Source organism: Erwinia sp., from assembly GCF_049696395.1.
In the GTDB taxonomy this organism is placed as follows: domain Bacteria; phylum Pseudomonadota; class Gammaproteobacteria; order Enterobacterales; family Enterobacteriaceae; genus Erwinia.
This window is the reverse complement of record NZ_JBAVTT010000103.1, coordinates 1-15,379: the sequence shown is the minus strand read 5'-3', so window position 1 is coordinate 15,379 and position 15,379 is coordinate 1. Positions and strand designations below refer to the sequence as shown.

General features: G+C 52.5%; 16 protein-coding genes. 9 read left to right on the top strand and 7 right to left on the bottom strand.

Annotated features, from left to right (window positions below):
- Positions 1 to 241: 241 nt before the first annotated feature.
- Positions 242 to 1,684, bottom strand: a complete 1,443-nt coding sequence (gene pyk, locus WCC56_RS12740) for a pyruvate kinase (RefSeq protein ID WP_424692724.1) — start codon at positions 1,682 to 1,684, stop codon at positions 242 to 244.
- Between the two features lie 105 nt (positions 1,685 to 1,789).
- Positions 1,790 to 2,662 carry a MurR/RpiR family transcriptional regulator gene (locus WCC56_RS12735; RefSeq protein WP_424692723.1) on the bottom strand — a complete coding sequence of 291 codons (873 nt, stop codon included), beginning with the start codon at positions 2,660 to 2,662 and terminating at the stop codon, positions 1,790 to 1,792.
- 376 nt (positions 2,663 to 3,038) lie between these two features.
- On the opposite strand from WCC56_RS12735, the gene zwf reads away from it, so the two are divergent.
- Entirely contained in the window at positions 3,039 to 4,514 is a 1,476-nt protein-coding gene (zwf, locus tag WCC56_RS12730; protein WP_424692722.1) for a glucose-6-phosphate dehydrogenase, read from the top strand.
- Positions 4,515 to 4,719: 205 nt separating this feature from the next.
- Positions 4,720 to 5,358, top strand: a complete 639-nt coding sequence (locus WCC56_RS12725; protein ID WP_424692721.1) for a bifunctional 4-hydroxy-2-oxoglutarate aldolase/2-dehydro-3-deoxy-phosphogluconate aldolase — start codon at positions 4,720 to 4,722, stop codon at positions 5,356 to 5,358.
- Positions 5,359 to 5,432: 74 nt separating this feature from the next.
- Here the strand turns inward: WCC56_RS12725 and purT are convergent, their stop codons facing one another.
- On the bottom strand, positions 5,433 to 6,611 hold the full coding sequence (gene purT, locus WCC56_RS12720; protein WP_424692720.1) for a formate-dependent phosphoribosylglycinamide formyltransferase: 1,179 nt from the start codon (positions 6,609 to 6,611) through the stop codon (positions 5,433 to 5,435).
- A 137-nt stretch (positions 6,612 to 6,748) separates the two neighbouring features.
- On the opposite strand from purT, the gene WCC56_RS12715 reads away from it, so the two are divergent.
- A complete protein-coding gene (locus tag WCC56_RS12715) occupies positions 6,749 to 7,153 on the top strand; it encodes a YebG family protein (RefSeq protein WP_424692719.1) in 405 nt (134 codons plus the stop codon).
- 24 nt (positions 7,154 to 7,177) lie between these two features.
- On the opposite strand, the gene WCC56_RS12710 is transcribed toward WCC56_RS12715, so the two are convergent.
- Positions 7,178 to 8,008 carry a sugar phosphate isomerase/epimerase family protein gene (locus WCC56_RS12710; protein WP_424692718.1) on the bottom strand — a complete coding sequence of 277 codons (831 nt, stop codon included), beginning with the start codon at positions 8,006 to 8,008 and terminating at the stop codon, positions 7,178 to 7,180.
- A 240-nt stretch (positions 8,009 to 8,248) separates the two neighbouring features.
- Here WCC56_RS12710 and WCC56_RS12705 point away from each other — a divergent pair, with 240 nt between their 5' ends.
- Both WCC56_RS12705 and WCC56_RS12700 read left to right on the top strand, forming a co-directional pair.
- Positions 8,249 to 8,902, top strand: a complete 654-nt coding sequence (locus WCC56_RS12705; RefSeq protein WP_424692717.1) for a tellurite resistance TerB family protein — start codon at positions 8,249 to 8,251, stop codon at positions 8,900 to 8,902.
- 139 nt (positions 8,903 to 9,041) lie between these two features.
- The gene (locus tag WCC56_RS12700) at positions 9,042 to 11,108 is read left to right on the top strand and encodes a S9 family peptidase (RefSeq protein WP_424692716.1); all 2,067 of its coding nucleotides are present in this window, start codon (positions 9,042 to 9,044) and stop codon (positions 11,106 to 11,108) included.
- Here WCC56_RS12700 and exoX read toward each other — a convergent pair.
- The 3 genes from exoX to WCC56_RS12685 all read right to left on the bottom strand — a co-directional run bounded on the left by exoX (position 11,105) and on the right by WCC56_RS12685 (position 12,855).
- Positions 11,105 to 11,770: an exodeoxyribonuclease X gene (exoX, locus tag WCC56_RS12695; RefSeq protein WP_424692715.1), complete on the bottom strand. Its 666-nt coding sequence runs from the start codon at positions 11,768 to 11,770 to the stop codon at positions 11,105 to 11,107. The genes WCC56_RS12700 and exoX overlap by 4 nt on opposite strands.
- A gap of 12 nt (positions 11,771 to 11,782) precedes the next feature.
- Positions 11,783 to 12,541, bottom strand: coding sequence for a carbon-nitrogen hydrolase family protein (locus WCC56_RS12690; protein ID WP_424692714.1), 759 nt, complete (start codon positions 12,539 to 12,541; stop codon positions 11,783 to 11,785).
- An 83-nt stretch (positions 12,542 to 12,624) separates the two neighbouring features.
- Complete coding sequence (locus WCC56_RS12685) at positions 12,625 to 12,855, bottom strand: DNA polymerase III subunit theta (RefSeq protein WP_424692713.1); 231 nt, start codon at positions 12,853 to 12,855, stop codon at positions 12,625 to 12,627.
- A gap of 163 nt (positions 12,856 to 13,018) precedes the next feature.
- Here WCC56_RS12685 and yobA point away from each other — a divergent pair, with 163 nt between their 5' ends.
- From yobA to WCC56_RS12665, 4 genes are all read left to right on the top strand, one after another.
- Positions 13,019 to 13,384, top strand: a complete 366-nt coding sequence (yobA, locus tag WCC56_RS12680; RefSeq protein WP_424692712.1) for a CopC domain-containing protein YobA — start codon at positions 13,019 to 13,021, stop codon at positions 13,382 to 13,384.
- 1 nt (position 13,385) lies between these two features.
- Entirely contained in the window at positions 13,386 to 14,264 is an 879-nt protein-coding gene (gene copD / locus WCC56_RS12675; RefSeq protein ID WP_424692711.1) for a copper homeostasis membrane protein CopD, read from the top strand.
- Between the two features lie 60 nt (positions 14,265 to 14,324).
- Positions 14,325 to 14,663: a YebY family protein gene (locus WCC56_RS12670; RefSeq protein ID WP_424692710.1), complete on the top strand. Its 339-nt coding sequence runs from the start codon at positions 14,325 to 14,327 to the stop codon at positions 14,661 to 14,663.
- A 388-nt stretch (positions 14,664 to 15,051) separates the two neighbouring features.
- Complete coding sequence (locus WCC56_RS12665; RefSeq protein ID WP_424692709.1) at positions 15,052 to 15,297, top strand: hypothetical protein; 246 nt, start codon at positions 15,052 to 15,054, stop codon at positions 15,295 to 15,297.
- The last annotated feature ends 82 nt before the right edge of the window (positions 15,298 to 15,379 follow it).

Below are 15,379 nucleotides of genomic sequence, written 5' to 3'. Positions count from 1 at the left end.
GTGGTTTTGTGGCGTCAAAGCACCGTTTGTTATTGAGGATGAGATTATAAATAGTAATCATTATCATTCAATAAGATTAATGTGACAGGGCTGTTATAAGCGTTGTTAATGTTAAAAATGTGATGTAGATCACAAAAAGAGAGTTTGGCGCAGCAAAAAAGGCGTCAGAAGGCTATGGGGAGTGTGGCAGGGGGGTAAGAAAAAGTTATTGAGCCTTGCAGCTCAATAACCTGGAGAGGAATTATTCTACGCGAAGCACGCGGCTGGTGTTGGTAGTACCCGTGGTACTCATAACGTCACCCTGAGTCACGATGACCAGATCGCCCGACATCAGGAAGCCTTTATCGCGCAGCAGATTGGTAGCATCGTGTGCAGCGGCTACACCGTCATTGTTGCTGTCGAAGAACACTGGCGTCACACCACGGTAAAGCGCGGTGAGGTTAAGCGTACGTTCATGACGGGACATGGCGAAGATTGGCAGACCGGAAGTGATACGGGAAGTCATCAGCGCGGTACGGCCAGATTCGGTCATGGTGATAATCGCTGTGACGCCCTGCAGGTGGTTAGCGGCATACATCGCAGACATCGCAATAGCTTCTTCGATGTTATCGAACTGCACATCAAGACGGTGCTTGGATACGTTGATACTTGGGATTTTCTCAGCGCCCAGGCAAACTTTTGCCATCGCCGTTACGGTCTCAGCTGGGTACTGGCCAGCGGCTGTTTCTGCCGACAGCATTACCGCATCTGTCCCATCCAACACGGCGTTCGCCACGTCCATTACTTCGGCGCGAGTAGGCATTGGGTTGGTGATCATCGATTCCATCATCTGGGTTGCGGTGATCACTGAACGGTTCAGCTGACGGGCACGACGGATCAACGCTTTCTGGATACCCACCAGTTCCGGGTCACCAATTTCCACGCCCAGATCGCCCCTTGCTACCATCACCACATCGGAAGCCAGGATAATGTCATCCATGGCTTCCTGCGAAGCTACAGCTTCTGCACGCTCAACTTTAGAGACGATTTTTGCCTCACAGCCTGCTTCACGAGCAAGGCGGCGGGCGTAATTCAGATCTTCACCACAACGTGGGAAGGAGACGGCCAGGTAATCACAATTGATTTTCGCGGCGATCAGAATGTCTGCTTTGTCCTTCTCGGTCAGCGCTTCTGCCGACAGGCCGCCACCCAGTTTGTTGATGCCTTTGTTGTTGGACAGAGGGCCACCGACGGTCACTTCGGTAAACACTTTCATCCCCTGAACTTCCAGCACTTTTAACTGCACACGTCCATCATCCAGCAACAGCAGGTCGCCAGGCACCACATCGGCAGGCAGACCTTTATAATCGATACCGACTTTTTCTTTATCGCCTTCGCCTTTACCCAGGCTGGCATCCAGCAGGAAGCGGTCACCCACGCTGAGGAACACTTTGCCTTCTTTAAAGGTCGATACGCGGATCTTAGGACCCTGCAAATCGCCGAGGATCGCGACATGGCGCCCCAATTTTGCGGCGATTTCGCGGACTTTATTTGCACGCAGGATATGGTCCTCTGCGGTGCCATGTGAGAAGTTCAGTCGAACGACATTGGCACCCGCAGCGATGATTTTTTCAAGGTTATTATCACGGTCGGTAGCGGGGCCTAATGTAGTTACGATCTTGGTTCTTCTGAGACGTCTGGACATGTATGACTCCGTTGACTTTGAAAGGGAGGTTGCCGGAGCAATCCCTGAAAAGGTTCACTCTATTTTATAGGATAAGGTCGGGTACAGCGACCCCTTGCAGACCGACTAACGGCGAGAGAGCGCCAGCAGCGGGTCCTCTTTTTCAAATCTTGATTCTTTAAGTGCCGCCTTTACCCGCTTCAGATTGTCACGGAACTTGGCTCCGCGCCGCAGGGTAAAACCGGTGGCAAGCACATCTATTAAGGTCAGTTGTGCCAGCCGGGAGACCATTGGCATATAGATGTCCGTGTCTTCCGGGACATCCAGCGTCAGCGCCAGAGTGGCCTCACGGGCCAGGGGTGAATCGGCCGAGGTGATAGCCAGCACGGTAGCATCATTTTCTCGCGCAAGCTGCGCCAGTTCGACTACGTTTTTAGTGCGGCCGGTGTGGGAAATTAACACCACCACATCGCCTTCCGTGCTGTTGATACAACACATTCGCTGCATCACAATATCATCGGAATAGATGACCGGCACATTGAAGCGAAAAAATTTATTCATCGCATCATGCGCCACGGCGGCAGAAGCGCCAAGACCAAAGAAGGCGATTTTTTTGGACTGGGTCAGTAAGTCCACCGCGCGGTTGATTGCCGTAGCGTCCAGGCTACTGCGAACGCGATCCAAACCCGCCATCGCGGACTCGAAAATCTTGCCAGAATAGGCTTCCACACTGTCATGTTCTTCCACATTGCGGCTGACATAGGGCGTGCCGTTTGCCAGGCTTTGGGCCAGCTGCAGTTTAAAGTCGGGGAAACCTTTGGTTTGCAGGCGGTGGCAGAAGCGGTTAACCGTCGGCTCACTGACGTCTGCTTCTCTGGCCAACAGAGCGATGCTGGCATGGATTGCCGAGCCGGGAGCGGCAAGAATTACCTCCGCCACTTTACGCTCGGATTTGCTAAGGTGTTCCAGGTGAGCCTGGATTTTTTCCAGCATATTCATAACGGCGTCCACTCATACATTCTGACGATTTCAATCACAGGAGAAATCGATGTCAATTTGTAGAGAATATACAGCGCGCCGATCGGCTTCGGGCAGGGGCATTACGCGTATGGCCTGCCTTTTTTATCAGACTTTGAACTGTGTCTAACTTTCAGAGTTGTAAATACGGTAACAAAAAAGTTTAAAAATTACGCACAAACTGCCCGTGCACCTCGCGGGAAAGTTCAGACAATTGCATACTCTGTGCTGGAGGCGTGCTGTCAGGTTTACGTGGACCCGGCAAAAGCAGTACATTGTATTGAAAGAAAATTACAATAAGAGCCTGGCTGCTTACGGATTATACGAGTCAGGCTTATCCTGCAACGAGGAGAATAAAATGGCGGTTACACAAACGGCCCAGGCATGCGATCTGGTCATTTTCGGGGCCAAAGGCGACCTTGCGCGCCGGAAACTGTTGCCTTCCCTGTATCAACTGGAGAAAGCCGGTCAGATCCACGAAGAATCCCGCATCATCGGGGTGGGTCGTGCAGACTGGGATAAAGCGGCCTACACCAAGGTAGTGCGTGAAGCGCTGGAAACCTTTATGAAGGAGAAGATCGACGAAGCGCTGTGGGACAAACTCAGCAACCGACTCGATTTCTGTAATCTTGATGTCAACGACGCAGCGCACTTTACCAAGCTGGGTAAAATGCTCGATCAGAAAAATCGCGTCACCATCAACTACTTCGCTATGCCGCCGGGAACCTTTGGTGCGATCTGTAAAGGTCTGGGCACCGCCAAACTCAATGCGCAGCCTGCACGCGTAGTCATGGAGAAACCGTTAGGGACTTCTCTGGCGACCTCCCAGGAGATCAACGACCAGGTTGGTGAATACTTCGACGAGAACCAGGTGTTCCGTATCGACCACTATCTGGGTAAAGAAACCGTTCTGAACCTGCTGGCCCTGCGCTTTGCTAACTCCCTGTTTGCTTCAAACTGGGATAACCGCACCATCGATCACGTACAGATTACCGTGTCCGAAGAAGTGGGTATTGAAGGCCGTTGGGGTTACTTCGATAAAGCGGGCCAGATGCGTGACATGATCCAGAACCACCTGCTGCAGGTTCTGACCATGATTGCGATGTCTCCGCCTGCCGATCTCTCTGCTGACCGCATCCGTGATGAAAAAGTCAAAGTGCTGCGTTCACTGCGCCGCATCGACCATACCAACGTGCGCGAAAAAACCGTGCGTGGTCAGTACACCTCTGGTTTCGTGCAGGGCAAAAAAGTCCCTGGCTATCTCGAAGAAGAAGACGCGAACAAATCCAGCAGCACCGAAACCTTCGTCTCTATCCGTGTGGATATTGATGACTGGCGCTGGGCTGGCGTGCCGTTCTACCTGCGTACCGGTAAACGTCTGCCGTCCAAATGTTCTGAAGTTGTGGTCTATTTCAAGAACCCGGCACTGAACCTGTTCAAAGACTCCTGGCAAGAACTGCCACAGAACAAACTGACCATTCGTTTGCAGCCGGACGAAGGGGTGGATATCCAGATCCTGAACAAAGTTCCTGGTCTTGATCATAAACACAACCTGCAGACCACCAAACTGGATCTGAGCTTCTCTGAGACCTTCAACCAGTCTCACCTGGCGGATGCTTACGAGCGTCTGCTGCTGGAGACCATGCGTGGCATTCAGGCGCTGTTTGTTCGCCGTGATGAAGTGGAAGAAGCCTGGAAATGGGTGGACTCCATCATGGAAGCCTGGGCTGCTGATAACGAAGCGCCTAAGCCTTATCAGGCTGGAACCTGGGGACCGGTTGCCTCTGTGGCGATGATCACGCGTGATGGCCGTTCCTGGAACGATATCGGTTAACCCTGTCTTGATAGCTGTGACCAGGCCCCGTAAATTCTGCGGGGCTTTTTTTATGGTGATACCCGACGGTGAGCACAGCTAACAAAAATGAACCGTAGTTTTAAAAAACAGCGTTAGCGCATGGACGGAGGGAAGGGCATTCCTGTATGGTAGAGACTGAATCCCTGTCCTGACGCCGCGCGCGTCGCTTTGGAGAAGCAGAACGATGACTAACTGGAAGACCAGCGCCGAGCACATTCTGACTACTGGCCCTGTGGTGCCGGTAATTGTGGTGAACAAACTTGAGCACGCGGTACCGATGGCGAAAGCGCTGGTGGCTGGCGGAGTGAAAGTGCTGGAAGTCACCCTGAGAACCCCCTGCGCTATGGATGCTTTAAAAGCGATGATCAGAGAAGTGCCGGAAGCCATTGTTGGCGCGGGCACCGTGCTTAATGTTCAGCAGCTAAAAGAAGTGACCGATGCGGGCGCTCAGTTTGTGATCAGCCCTGGCGTGACGGAATCGTTGTTGAGAGCGGCTGTGGATGGCCCGGTGCCCTTAATTCCGGGTATCAGTACGGTTTCGGAACTGATGACCGGTCTGGATTATGGCCTGCGCGAATTTAAATTCTTCCCTGCTGAAGCTAACGGGGGTGTTAAAGCCCTACAGGCAATTGGCGGTCCTTTCCCGCAGGTGCGTTTCTGCCCGACTGGGGGCATCTCTCCGGCCAACTACCGTGACTACCTGGCGCTGAAAAGCGTGCTGTGTATTGGGGGATCCTGGCTGGTTCCGGCTGATGCGCTGGAGGCGGGGGATTACGATCGTATTACTCAGCTGGCTAAAGAAGCCGTAGCTGGCGCACGTTAAGACGTTCGCTCAGGCTAAACAGAAAAGGGATGGCGCAGGCCATCCCTTTTTTTTGGGTTTACAACCGCTAAGCGTTACCCGCTAACTTGCACACCGGCAGCACAAGAAATCGCGCGTTGTACTGCCTCATCGATGTTCTCACCCGTTGCCAGCGCTACGCCCAGACGACGCTTGCCACGGACTTCTGGCTTACCGAACAAGCGAACCTGAAGACCGGCGCCAAGCACGCCGCCCAGATTAGCAAACTGCACATTATCGCTGTCCAGTTCTGGCAGGATCACCGCTGAAGCCGCCGCACCGTATTGACGAATACCGCCAATTGGCAGACCAAGGAAAGCACGAACATGTAACGCGAATTCGGAGAGGTCCTGAGAAATCAGTGTGACCATGCCGGTGTCGTGCGGGCGAGGGGAAACCTCGCTGAATACCACTTCATCACCACACACAAACAGTTCAACACCAAACAGCCCGTGACCACCAAGCGCTTTAACCACTTCTTCGGCAATTTGCTCAGCACGCTGCAGGGCGAGTGTGCTCATCTGCTGTGGCTGCCAGGATTCACGGTAATCACCCTCTTCCTGACGGTGACCAATTGGCGCGCAGAAGTGAATGCCATCAACCGCGCTGATGGTCAGCAGGGTGATTTCGAAATCAAACTTCACCACACCTTCAACAATCACGCGACCAGCACCGGCACGTCCACCTTGTTGCGCGTAGTCCCACGCGGCATCGAGCTGTGAGGCTTCACGGATAAAGCTCTGGCCTTTGCCTGAAGAGCTCATCACTGGCTTAACAATGCACGGGAAGCCGATTTCATCGGCTGCCTGATTGAAAGCCTGCTGGCTGTCGGCAAAGCGGTAGGTGGACGTTGGCAATGCCAGCTCTTCTGCCGCCAGGCGACGGATGCCTTCACGGTTCATGGTCAGACGTGCAGCGCGTGCGGTAGGCACCACGTGTTGGCCCTGTTTTTCCAGCTCAATCAGCATGTCGGTGGCGATGGCTTCAATTTCCGGCACGATATAATCCGGGCGTTCCAGTGCAACCAGCGCTTTCAACGCTTCACCATCCAGCATGTTAATTACATGGCTACGGTGCGCTACGTGCATCGCGGGGGCATCGGCATAGCGATCGACAGCAATCACTTCAACGCCAAGACGCTGGCATTCCAGCGCCACTTCTTTGCCCAGTTCACCTGAACCTAACAGCATTACGCGGGTTGCGGCAGGGCGCAGCGCGGTACCAAGAGTGGTCATATTCTCTACCTGATTGGAGTGAAAAAACGCGCGCAGTATAAACGAAAACGATTGCGCGTACATCCGCTTTCCTGGGTTGAGCAAAAAAGTGACTTCGGGTATACTGTATAAAAATACAGTTAACTGAGGTGTGGAACATGGCTGTTGAAATCAAATATGTTGTCGTCAGAAAAGGTGAGGAAAAGATGACATTCGCCAGTAAGAAAGAAGCCGATGCGTACGATAAAATGCTCGATATGGCAGAAGTGTTTTCCGACTGGCTGAGCGTTGCACCTTTGGGCATGGAAGAAGAACAGCGTGAAGCGCTGGGCATGTTCCTGGCAGAGAACAAAGACGCTGTGCAGCATATTCTGCGCACCAGCAAGCTGCCTGAAGCGAGTGAACCCGCTGCAGACCGTGATGCTGAAATGAGCGATGAAGACCTGACCGCAGAAGCTGCGGCCGAAGACAACGCTGATGAGTCAGATGCGGAAGAGCCGGAAGCCTCAACGGGCAAAACGGCTAAAGCAAAATCGGGTTCACGTGCCGTGAAAGCCGCCTGATCCCAGGTTTTACAGCGGCTACATTTACTGACTGCCTCTGGCTAAAACATCCTTCAAGGCCACAAATGCTTTGCTGGCAACGTCGGCTGGTGGCAGTTGGTGATAGCGATCGCTAAACACTTCCAGTCCTATTGGGCCGTCATAACCTTGCTGATGCAGAGAATTAAGCAAGGAGGAAAGTGGGAAATTTCCCTCACCTGGCAGTAAACGCTGATGACGGGCAACATCCACCAGATGATCGTTAGTGGGCAGAGTAGTCAGGTCCGAAAGCTGTACAAGGAAGATCTTCTCCATTGGAATGCCAGCCAGGTCGGAAACGGTGCGGTTCAGGACGAAAATATGAAAAGCATCCACCACTAAACCCAAATTGGGTTCATTGACTTTTTGCACCAGCTGCCATGCTGCTGCCGTAGTGTTGATATGTGTGCTCCAGGCCATCGCCTCGAAGGCCACGCGCAGTCCTCGTTTACCGGCTTGCCGGGCCAGCCAGCGGATATCTTCCTCTTCACGTTCTGCAATACAGTCCTGAGCGGTGGAAGCCGGTGTCAGCAACGTAGTGGCACCAAGCTGCACAGCCATTTCCAGCATATGCAACGCCTCCTCGCGTTTAGCTTCCCATTGCTCTTCTGGCGCACCGTCAAAATCCAGCAGCACCTGGAAATCCGTCAGCGCCAACCGGTTATTCCCCAGTAACGTTGCAACATTGCTGGTATCACCGCGGGCAGACTCTACATCCTGACGCCAGAGTTCTACCTGATTGAACCCGGCCAGACTGGCTGCCTGCAATTTCTCTTCCGTGCTGCCACCAAGAAGAACCGTATTGATAAAGAGGGGATTGCTACTGAATCTGATCATAATGATTCCCTTACTCTGGTGCTTAAAATGGGGTGGTCATAAAGTGACATACTTAATGAGCCTTTTATTTTCGCTCGAAATTTATGAACCAAAAGGTTCAACCTGATGATCCAGTATAGCTGACTGGTTAACCTCATCAGGACCCATGGCTGAGGAAGGTTTTCCAGGCTTTTCCTGCTTTGACGCTTCTTGACGCAACTGCCTCTATGCTGGTTTTTTTCCGCTGAAGAAGGAAAGGCAATGAGTAACTGGCTGCAACAGATTCAATCCGTGCTGGGAGGCAGTAAAGAGGGCAAAGGTGGCGGTGAAGGCCTGAGTAAAATGCTGGCACCGGGCGCGCTTGGCGGCCTTGCTGGTTTGCTGATTGCCAGCAAATCTTCCCGTAATCTGCTGACAAAGTATGGCAAGAATGCGCTGATCATTGGCGGTAGTGCCGCAGCGGGCGCCGTGCTGTGGAAGAAATATAAAGATCGGGTAAGTGAAACTCATCAGGATCAGCCGCAATATGGTCAGCAACAATCGCCAGTAGATCGCCGTGCTGAACGTCTGGTGCAGGCGCTGGTGTTTGCCGCCAAAAGTGACGGGCATATCGACGGTCAGGAGCGTCAGGCCATTAACGACCATATCCATCAGGCCGGGCTGGGTGCAGACGGCGAGCGGTTGATTCAGCAGGCTATCGATATGCCGCTGGATCCGCAAAAACTGTCCCAAGACGTTAAAAACGAAGAAGAAGCGCTGGAGGTCTATTTCCTCAGCAACCTGGTGATCGACGTCGACCACTTTATGGAGCGCAGTTATCTTCAGGCCTTAGGCGATGAATTGAAAATCCCGCAGGACGTGCGTGACAGCATGGCAGAAGATATTAAGGCCGAAAAGCAGAAACTTACCGCGTAATCCGCTGTTCCGGGGTGACTCTGACGTCATCCCGGCATCCCCAGTAACACTATTTTTCCAATCTCCTGCCATTGCGCTTGGCATTCCTGATAACAACTGCCACCCTTAGCCTATGTGATTGATCCAACGGGGCCGAACGATGCTTAAACCACCAATTGCCAAGAAAATTCCATTTGAAATGACGCTCCACGGGGAAACTCGCACCGATAATTATTACTGGTTGCGTGACGACAAGCGGGATGATCCTGCGGTACTGGATTACCTGAAGGCAGAAAATGCTTATGGCAAAGCGATCATGCAGTCGCAACAGGCGCTGCAGGAAAGTGTGCTGAAGGAGATCGTTGACCGCATTCCACCACGCGATCACTCCGTGCCTTACGTCCGTAAAGGTTACCGTTACCAGAGCCGCTATGAAGAGGGCAACGAGTACGCCATCTACACGCGCCAACCTGAAGAGACCACCACGCCCGAACATTGGGACGTTTTGCTGGACAGTAATCTGCGCGCGGCAGACAGCGATTTCTATACGTTGGGCGGCGTTGGCATCACTGGTGATAATAAAACCATGGCAGTGGCGGAAGATTTCCTGTCACGCCGTCAATATGGCATTCGTTTTTGCAATCTGGAAACCGGCAGCTGGTATGACGATCTGCTGGAAAACGTCTCTTCCAGCCTGACCTGGGCCAATGACAACCGCACGTTGTATTACGTGAAGAAAGATGAGCAAACGCTGCTGCCTTATCAGGTCTGGCGTCACAAGCTGGGCACCAACCCGCAAGATGACCAGTTAGTCTATGAAGAGACAGACGATACGTTCTATGTTGGTGTGCATAAAACCACCTCGGAAGACTTTATCCTTATTACCCTGAGCAGTAGCACCACTAGCGAAGTGTTATTGCTGGACGCTGCCGATCCTGAAGCGAAACCGAAGCTCTTTTGCCAGCGCCGCAAAGACCACGAATACAACGTTGATCATTATCAACAGCATTTCTATGTGCGTTCAAACCGTGAAGGCAAAAATTTCGGGCTTTACCGAACTGAGGCCTTTGCAGAAGACCAGTGGCAGACGCTGATCCCGGCGCGGGCAGAAGTGGTACTGGAAGATTTCAGTCTGTTCCGCGACTGGTTGGTAGTAGAAGAGCGTGAACGCGGGCTGACCAGCTTGCGTCAAATCAACTGGCAGTCGGGTAAAGAGTCCGGCATTGCCTTTGATGACCCGGCGTATGTCACCTGGCTTTCGTACAACCCAAGCCCGGAGACCAGCAAAATCCGTTATGGCTACTCTTCAATGACCACGCCGGACACGCTGTTTGAGCTGGATCTGGACAGTGGCGAACGCAAAGTATTGAAACAGGCGGAAGTGAAGGGCTTTGACGGCAGCAACTACCGCAGCGAACGTCACTGGATCACCGTTCGTGATGGCGTTGAAGTCCCTGTTTCTCTGGTTTATCACCGCGACCATTACCAGCCGGGCAAAAACCCGCTGCTGGTTTACGGCTATGGGTCTTATGGCAGCAGCATGGATGCCGACTTCAGCGCCAGCCGCCTGAGCCTGTTGGATCGGGGATTCGTCTTCGCACTGACGCACATTCGCGGCGGTGGAGAGCTGGGCCAGCAATGGTATGACGATGGACGATTGCTGAATAAAATGAACACCTTCAACGACTTCATCGATCTGACCGATGCGCTGGTGGCCCAAGGCTATGGCCATCCGAATAAGGTCTATGCGATGGGCGGGAGTGCGGGTGGCCTACTGATGGGCGCAGTGATCAATATGGCGCCAGAACGTTTTCATGGCGTTGTGGCTCAGGTGCCATTCGTTGACGTTGTTACCACCATGCTTGATGAATCTATTCCGCTAACGACCGGAGAATATGATGAGTGGGGCAATCCGGCTGAAGAGCAGTATTACCGTTATATCCGGCAATACAGTCCTTACGACTGCGTCACCGCTCAGGCCTATCCTCATCTGCTGATCACTACGGGTTTGCATGATTCTCAGGTTCAGTACTGGGAGCCAGCAAAATGGGTGGCGAAGCTGAGGGAACTGAAAACGGATGATAACCTGCTGATGATCTGCACCGATATGGAGTCAGGGCACGGCGGTAAATCAGGTCGCTTTAAAGCTTACGAAGGGGTGGCGCTCGAATACACCTTTTTGATTGCGCTGGCGCAGGAAACGCTCAGCGCGGGCAACGCTAATTAATCCTCTGCTGACAGGGCTCGATCGATAGCGCTGCGCAGGTCAGGTTTAAGATCCGGGATGTTTTTCAGCATCCATTTGAGGTATCCCGGGTCGCGTTTTGCCACATCATCCACTTTAGTGCCACGGTATTTGCCAAACGGGAAGGTGGTGTTTGAACCTTTCACCTGCATCCTGCGGATCATCTCGGCGGCATCCCAGCCTGAAAAATCCATAATGCGGATCAGCAAAGCCGCCGTGACGTAGCAGTCGTAAAGCGCGCGGTGGGCATGAAGATCTTTCGGTGGTGTGACTTCTAATTGCAGGGTTTCACGCAGGGCCTGGTTGCTGTACTTAATGCCTGGCCATAATCCCCGTGCAAGCGTCATGGTACAAATCCACTCTCCATGCATTTCTGGCAGCATCCGGCGGTCAAAGCTGGCATTGTGGGCTACGTAATAAGGGCTGCCGTGATAACGACTGATGGCGTGCTCGATAGGCGGTTTATCCGCAACCATCGCTTCAGTGATGCGGTGGATCGCCATGGCATGAGGGCTGATCGGCCGATCTGGGCAGATCAAATCACTCATCGGATTCACAATCTTGCCATCAATCACATCGACCGAAGCCACTTCCACAATTCCACCCTGCAGACCGCAGGTTTCGGTATCTATCACGCGTAACATGGTGCGTCCCTTTTAAAAAACTGGCGGGTAGCGTAACGAATGCACCTCTCCTTGCCAATCATTACCCGTTCTTCTTGCTATGACCAGCTGTTCGCCCTCGCCGCCGGAGACAACTTGTCGGCCGGTTTCATCCCACAGTGCACTTTTCCCCGCGCTCTGATAGCCGCCGGTTGGCAGGGCATGATTAGCCATCAGCACGGCCATCTTGTAGTCGCGTGACCAGCGGGCCAGATACTCGCAATCATTGCGATATCCTTTCTCAGAAACCAGCACGCCCGTGGCATAAAGATTGGCTCCGCGCCTTGCAGCGTCGCGGGCAAACTCCTCAACGCTGATATCTGCACAGATTGCCATCGCCACGTGATGACGCTGATAGCCAAACAACGGCACGCCTTCACCAGCGGTAAAGAACAGCTTCTCATCGCCAAACAGATTCCGTTTTCCGTAGGCCATCTTGGTGCCATCCGGCAAAAAGGCGATGGCGCTAAGCAGAATATCTTCCCCGTTAATCAGCGGCAGGCCGATGACAATCGACATTCGCCGTTCGATAGCGGCATCGGCAAAGACCTGAAGACGAAGATCGTCCAGGGACATTGCCAGTTCGGGCATCAGAGGCAGTTCATAACCCGTGAGGGAGAGTTCGGGGAAAATCAGTAAATCGATATGATGAGATGCAGCCTGATGAATGAATTCAAGGTGGCGGGAAATATTCCAGGTGATATCACCCGGTCGCGAACCTGATTGCGCAGCAGCAATACTCCAGACAGACATAAGCTCTCCAGCAAGGCCCATAGAGGCCTTTATCTCAACCGAAGCGGTGAGGAAAAACAAGGGAAATTAAGTCAAATTAACCGCTATTTTAATTTCGGCTCATAAGGCAACCGCGAGAGGCTGAGAGAGGCCTGGCGATATTGGGTGAGACGCTGGCGAAACCACTCTCGTAATGCTTCAGGTTGCTCACGCTCTACCATTTCGGCAATGACCGGCATGTTATAGCGCTCTTTAAACGCCACACCAGCCGCAGCCAGGTCTACGTTTACCTTATCTTTTTCTTCCTGCGACCAGTTGGCCAGGTTTTGAGTCATCTGCTTTCTCCTGTTACGGCGGCAAAAATATAGCAGTTAGTGCACTTTCGCAAGCCTGTGCCAGCTTAGCGCCGTTATCGGCTCGACACATTATTTCAGGCGGGGTATCCTTTCGGCCTCATCGCAGCTATCGGGCTGCCAAGGACAGGATGATACGACTATTATGCGTAAGTTCTCTATGGTTTTTGCACTGGCGTTAACCGCTGCCGCCTTCTCTCAGCAGGCTTCTGCTCACGCTCATTTAAAGAGCCAGTATCCCGCTGCGAATGCCAATGTTGAAGCCTCACCTCAGGCATTGACGCTGACTTTTTCTGAAGATATCGAACCTGCTTTTAGTGGTGTCGTGGTTCTCGACGGCAAGCAGAATGCTATCCCTCTGGCGAAAGCAGAGCGTGCACCCAAGCAGCATAACCAGCTTATTGCTCCTTTACAGCAGCCGCTGGCCTCCGGTCATTATCAGGTGAACTGGCATGTACTGTCCGTAGACGGCCATAAAACCAACGGGAATTACAGCTTTAGCGTGAAGTAAAATGTCCCTCAGCATCTTCTATATACTCTGCCGCTGGCTGCATTTTGCCGCACTGATGTCTCTGGCCAGTGGCAGTTTGTATACCGCATTAATGGCTCCGGCCCGTTTCAGAGGGTATCTGGCGGGTCGTTTTCACTGGTTACTTAGCGTCAGCGCTATTACCGCATTACTTACAGCCATTCTGCTGTTGGCCGCGCAAACCGGGCTGATGGGCAATGGCTGGCAGGATATGGGGAATGTGGAGATCTGGCTGGCGGTATTACAGACCCGATTTGGTCAGGCATGGCAATGGCAACTGATTGCCGCCTTGTTTGGCGTGGCGGCATTATTGCTTGAAGGGCGAGTGCGTCAGCAACTGTTGTTGCTGAGTGGAGTAGGGCAGCTTGTTGGTCTGGCTTTTGTAGGACACGCCGCCATGCTTGATGGCGCACTGGGCGTGTTGCAGCGTACGAATCAGGCTGTACACCTGATCTCAGCAGCCTTCTGGGCTGGTGGACTTGTTCCGGTAGTGATGCTGATGAGCGACGCGCAGCAAATGGCGACACGCTATGACGCGATCCGTACGCTGATGCGTTTCTCGCGTTATGGGCATCTTGCCGTGGCGCTGGTGGTGGTGAGTGGCGTGATAAACGCGCTGTTGCTGCTTGGCTGGCCGCCTGCGAGTTTTCAGCTGTACAGTCAACTGCTGCTGATTAAAACGCTGCTGGTGGCGCTGATGGGTGCTGTAGCGTTGTTTAACCGATATTGGCTGGTGCCACGTTTCCAGCGTAGCGGTGAGAATGCACAATATAAATTTCTGCTAACCACGCTGGCTGAGCTGTTGCTCTCGGCGGGGGTTCTGCTGCTGGTCAGCGTGTTTGCGACGCTCGAACCGGCCTGAAACTGATTATTACTACCGTCTGTAAACGGCAGGCGTTATCGAGAGAGGTATTGCACCACCATGAAAAAATTGGCCAGTTTGATGATTGCACTGAGTTTCTGTTCCAGCGCCATGGCGGCGGAGATTATCACCGTAAGCCGTTTTGAAATGGGCAAGGATAGCTGGCCGTTCAACCGCGAAGAGGTGATGTTGACCTGTGCCAAAGGCAATGCGCTGTTCGTGATCAACCCAAGCACGTTAGTGCAGTACCCGATTAACGATATCGCCAGCGATATGGTGAAGAACGGGCAGGCCAAAGGGCAGAACATCAGCATCATTCAAAGCGACGATCCTCTGCATCCGGGTCAGAAGAAAAGCCTGACGCCGATTGTTGAACGCACTCAGAAGCTTTGTAACTAACATGCAGGTTTGCTGAAGGGAGCGGGCACTTAAGCTGTTCCTTGCTAAGCGCCATAAGTCCGAAGGGTGTAGTCAAAACATCGCTTTATTCAACCTGTCTTGCCGCCTGGCAAGGCAGGTTGCCCATTTCTGCCACCATGATCACATAGCCAACAACTTTACAGCAACCCGTTTACAACTGGCTGGAAAATCCCCGCGCCTGTACTACCTTTTAAAGGGCAAGGCGACATAGCCTGCATAAATGCCAACTTTTTAGCGCACGGCTCTCACAAGGAGCCATTTCCCTGGACCGAAGATAGGAATCGTCTTCGGTCTTTTTTTATGTGGAATTTTTATTGAAAATGTAGTCTTTTATCAGGCGAGAAATTCGTCTTTCATGGAGTCAGTAATGATTACTGTTTTAGCGCTATTAGGATTGATTTTAGGCGCGTGGTCTGTACGCAGTATCTGCATCAAGCAGCAAAGTAATATGCTGAAGATTATCAAATCATTTTTTGCGGCTTTTTACTTCCTGGCGTTTGGCGGGCTTAGCAGTGAGGATTACAGTAAAATGCCGATCGCCATTGTGATGCTGCTAATTGGGGCTGCTGTGCAATGGTATTCAAATCGCCGATATAAAGAGCCAGAAGAATGACTTTTCAGACGAGCTGAAAAGCCAAGCCACGATGAAATCCACCGTGACTCAGCCAATAAACATGAATATCAAAGCCACTTAG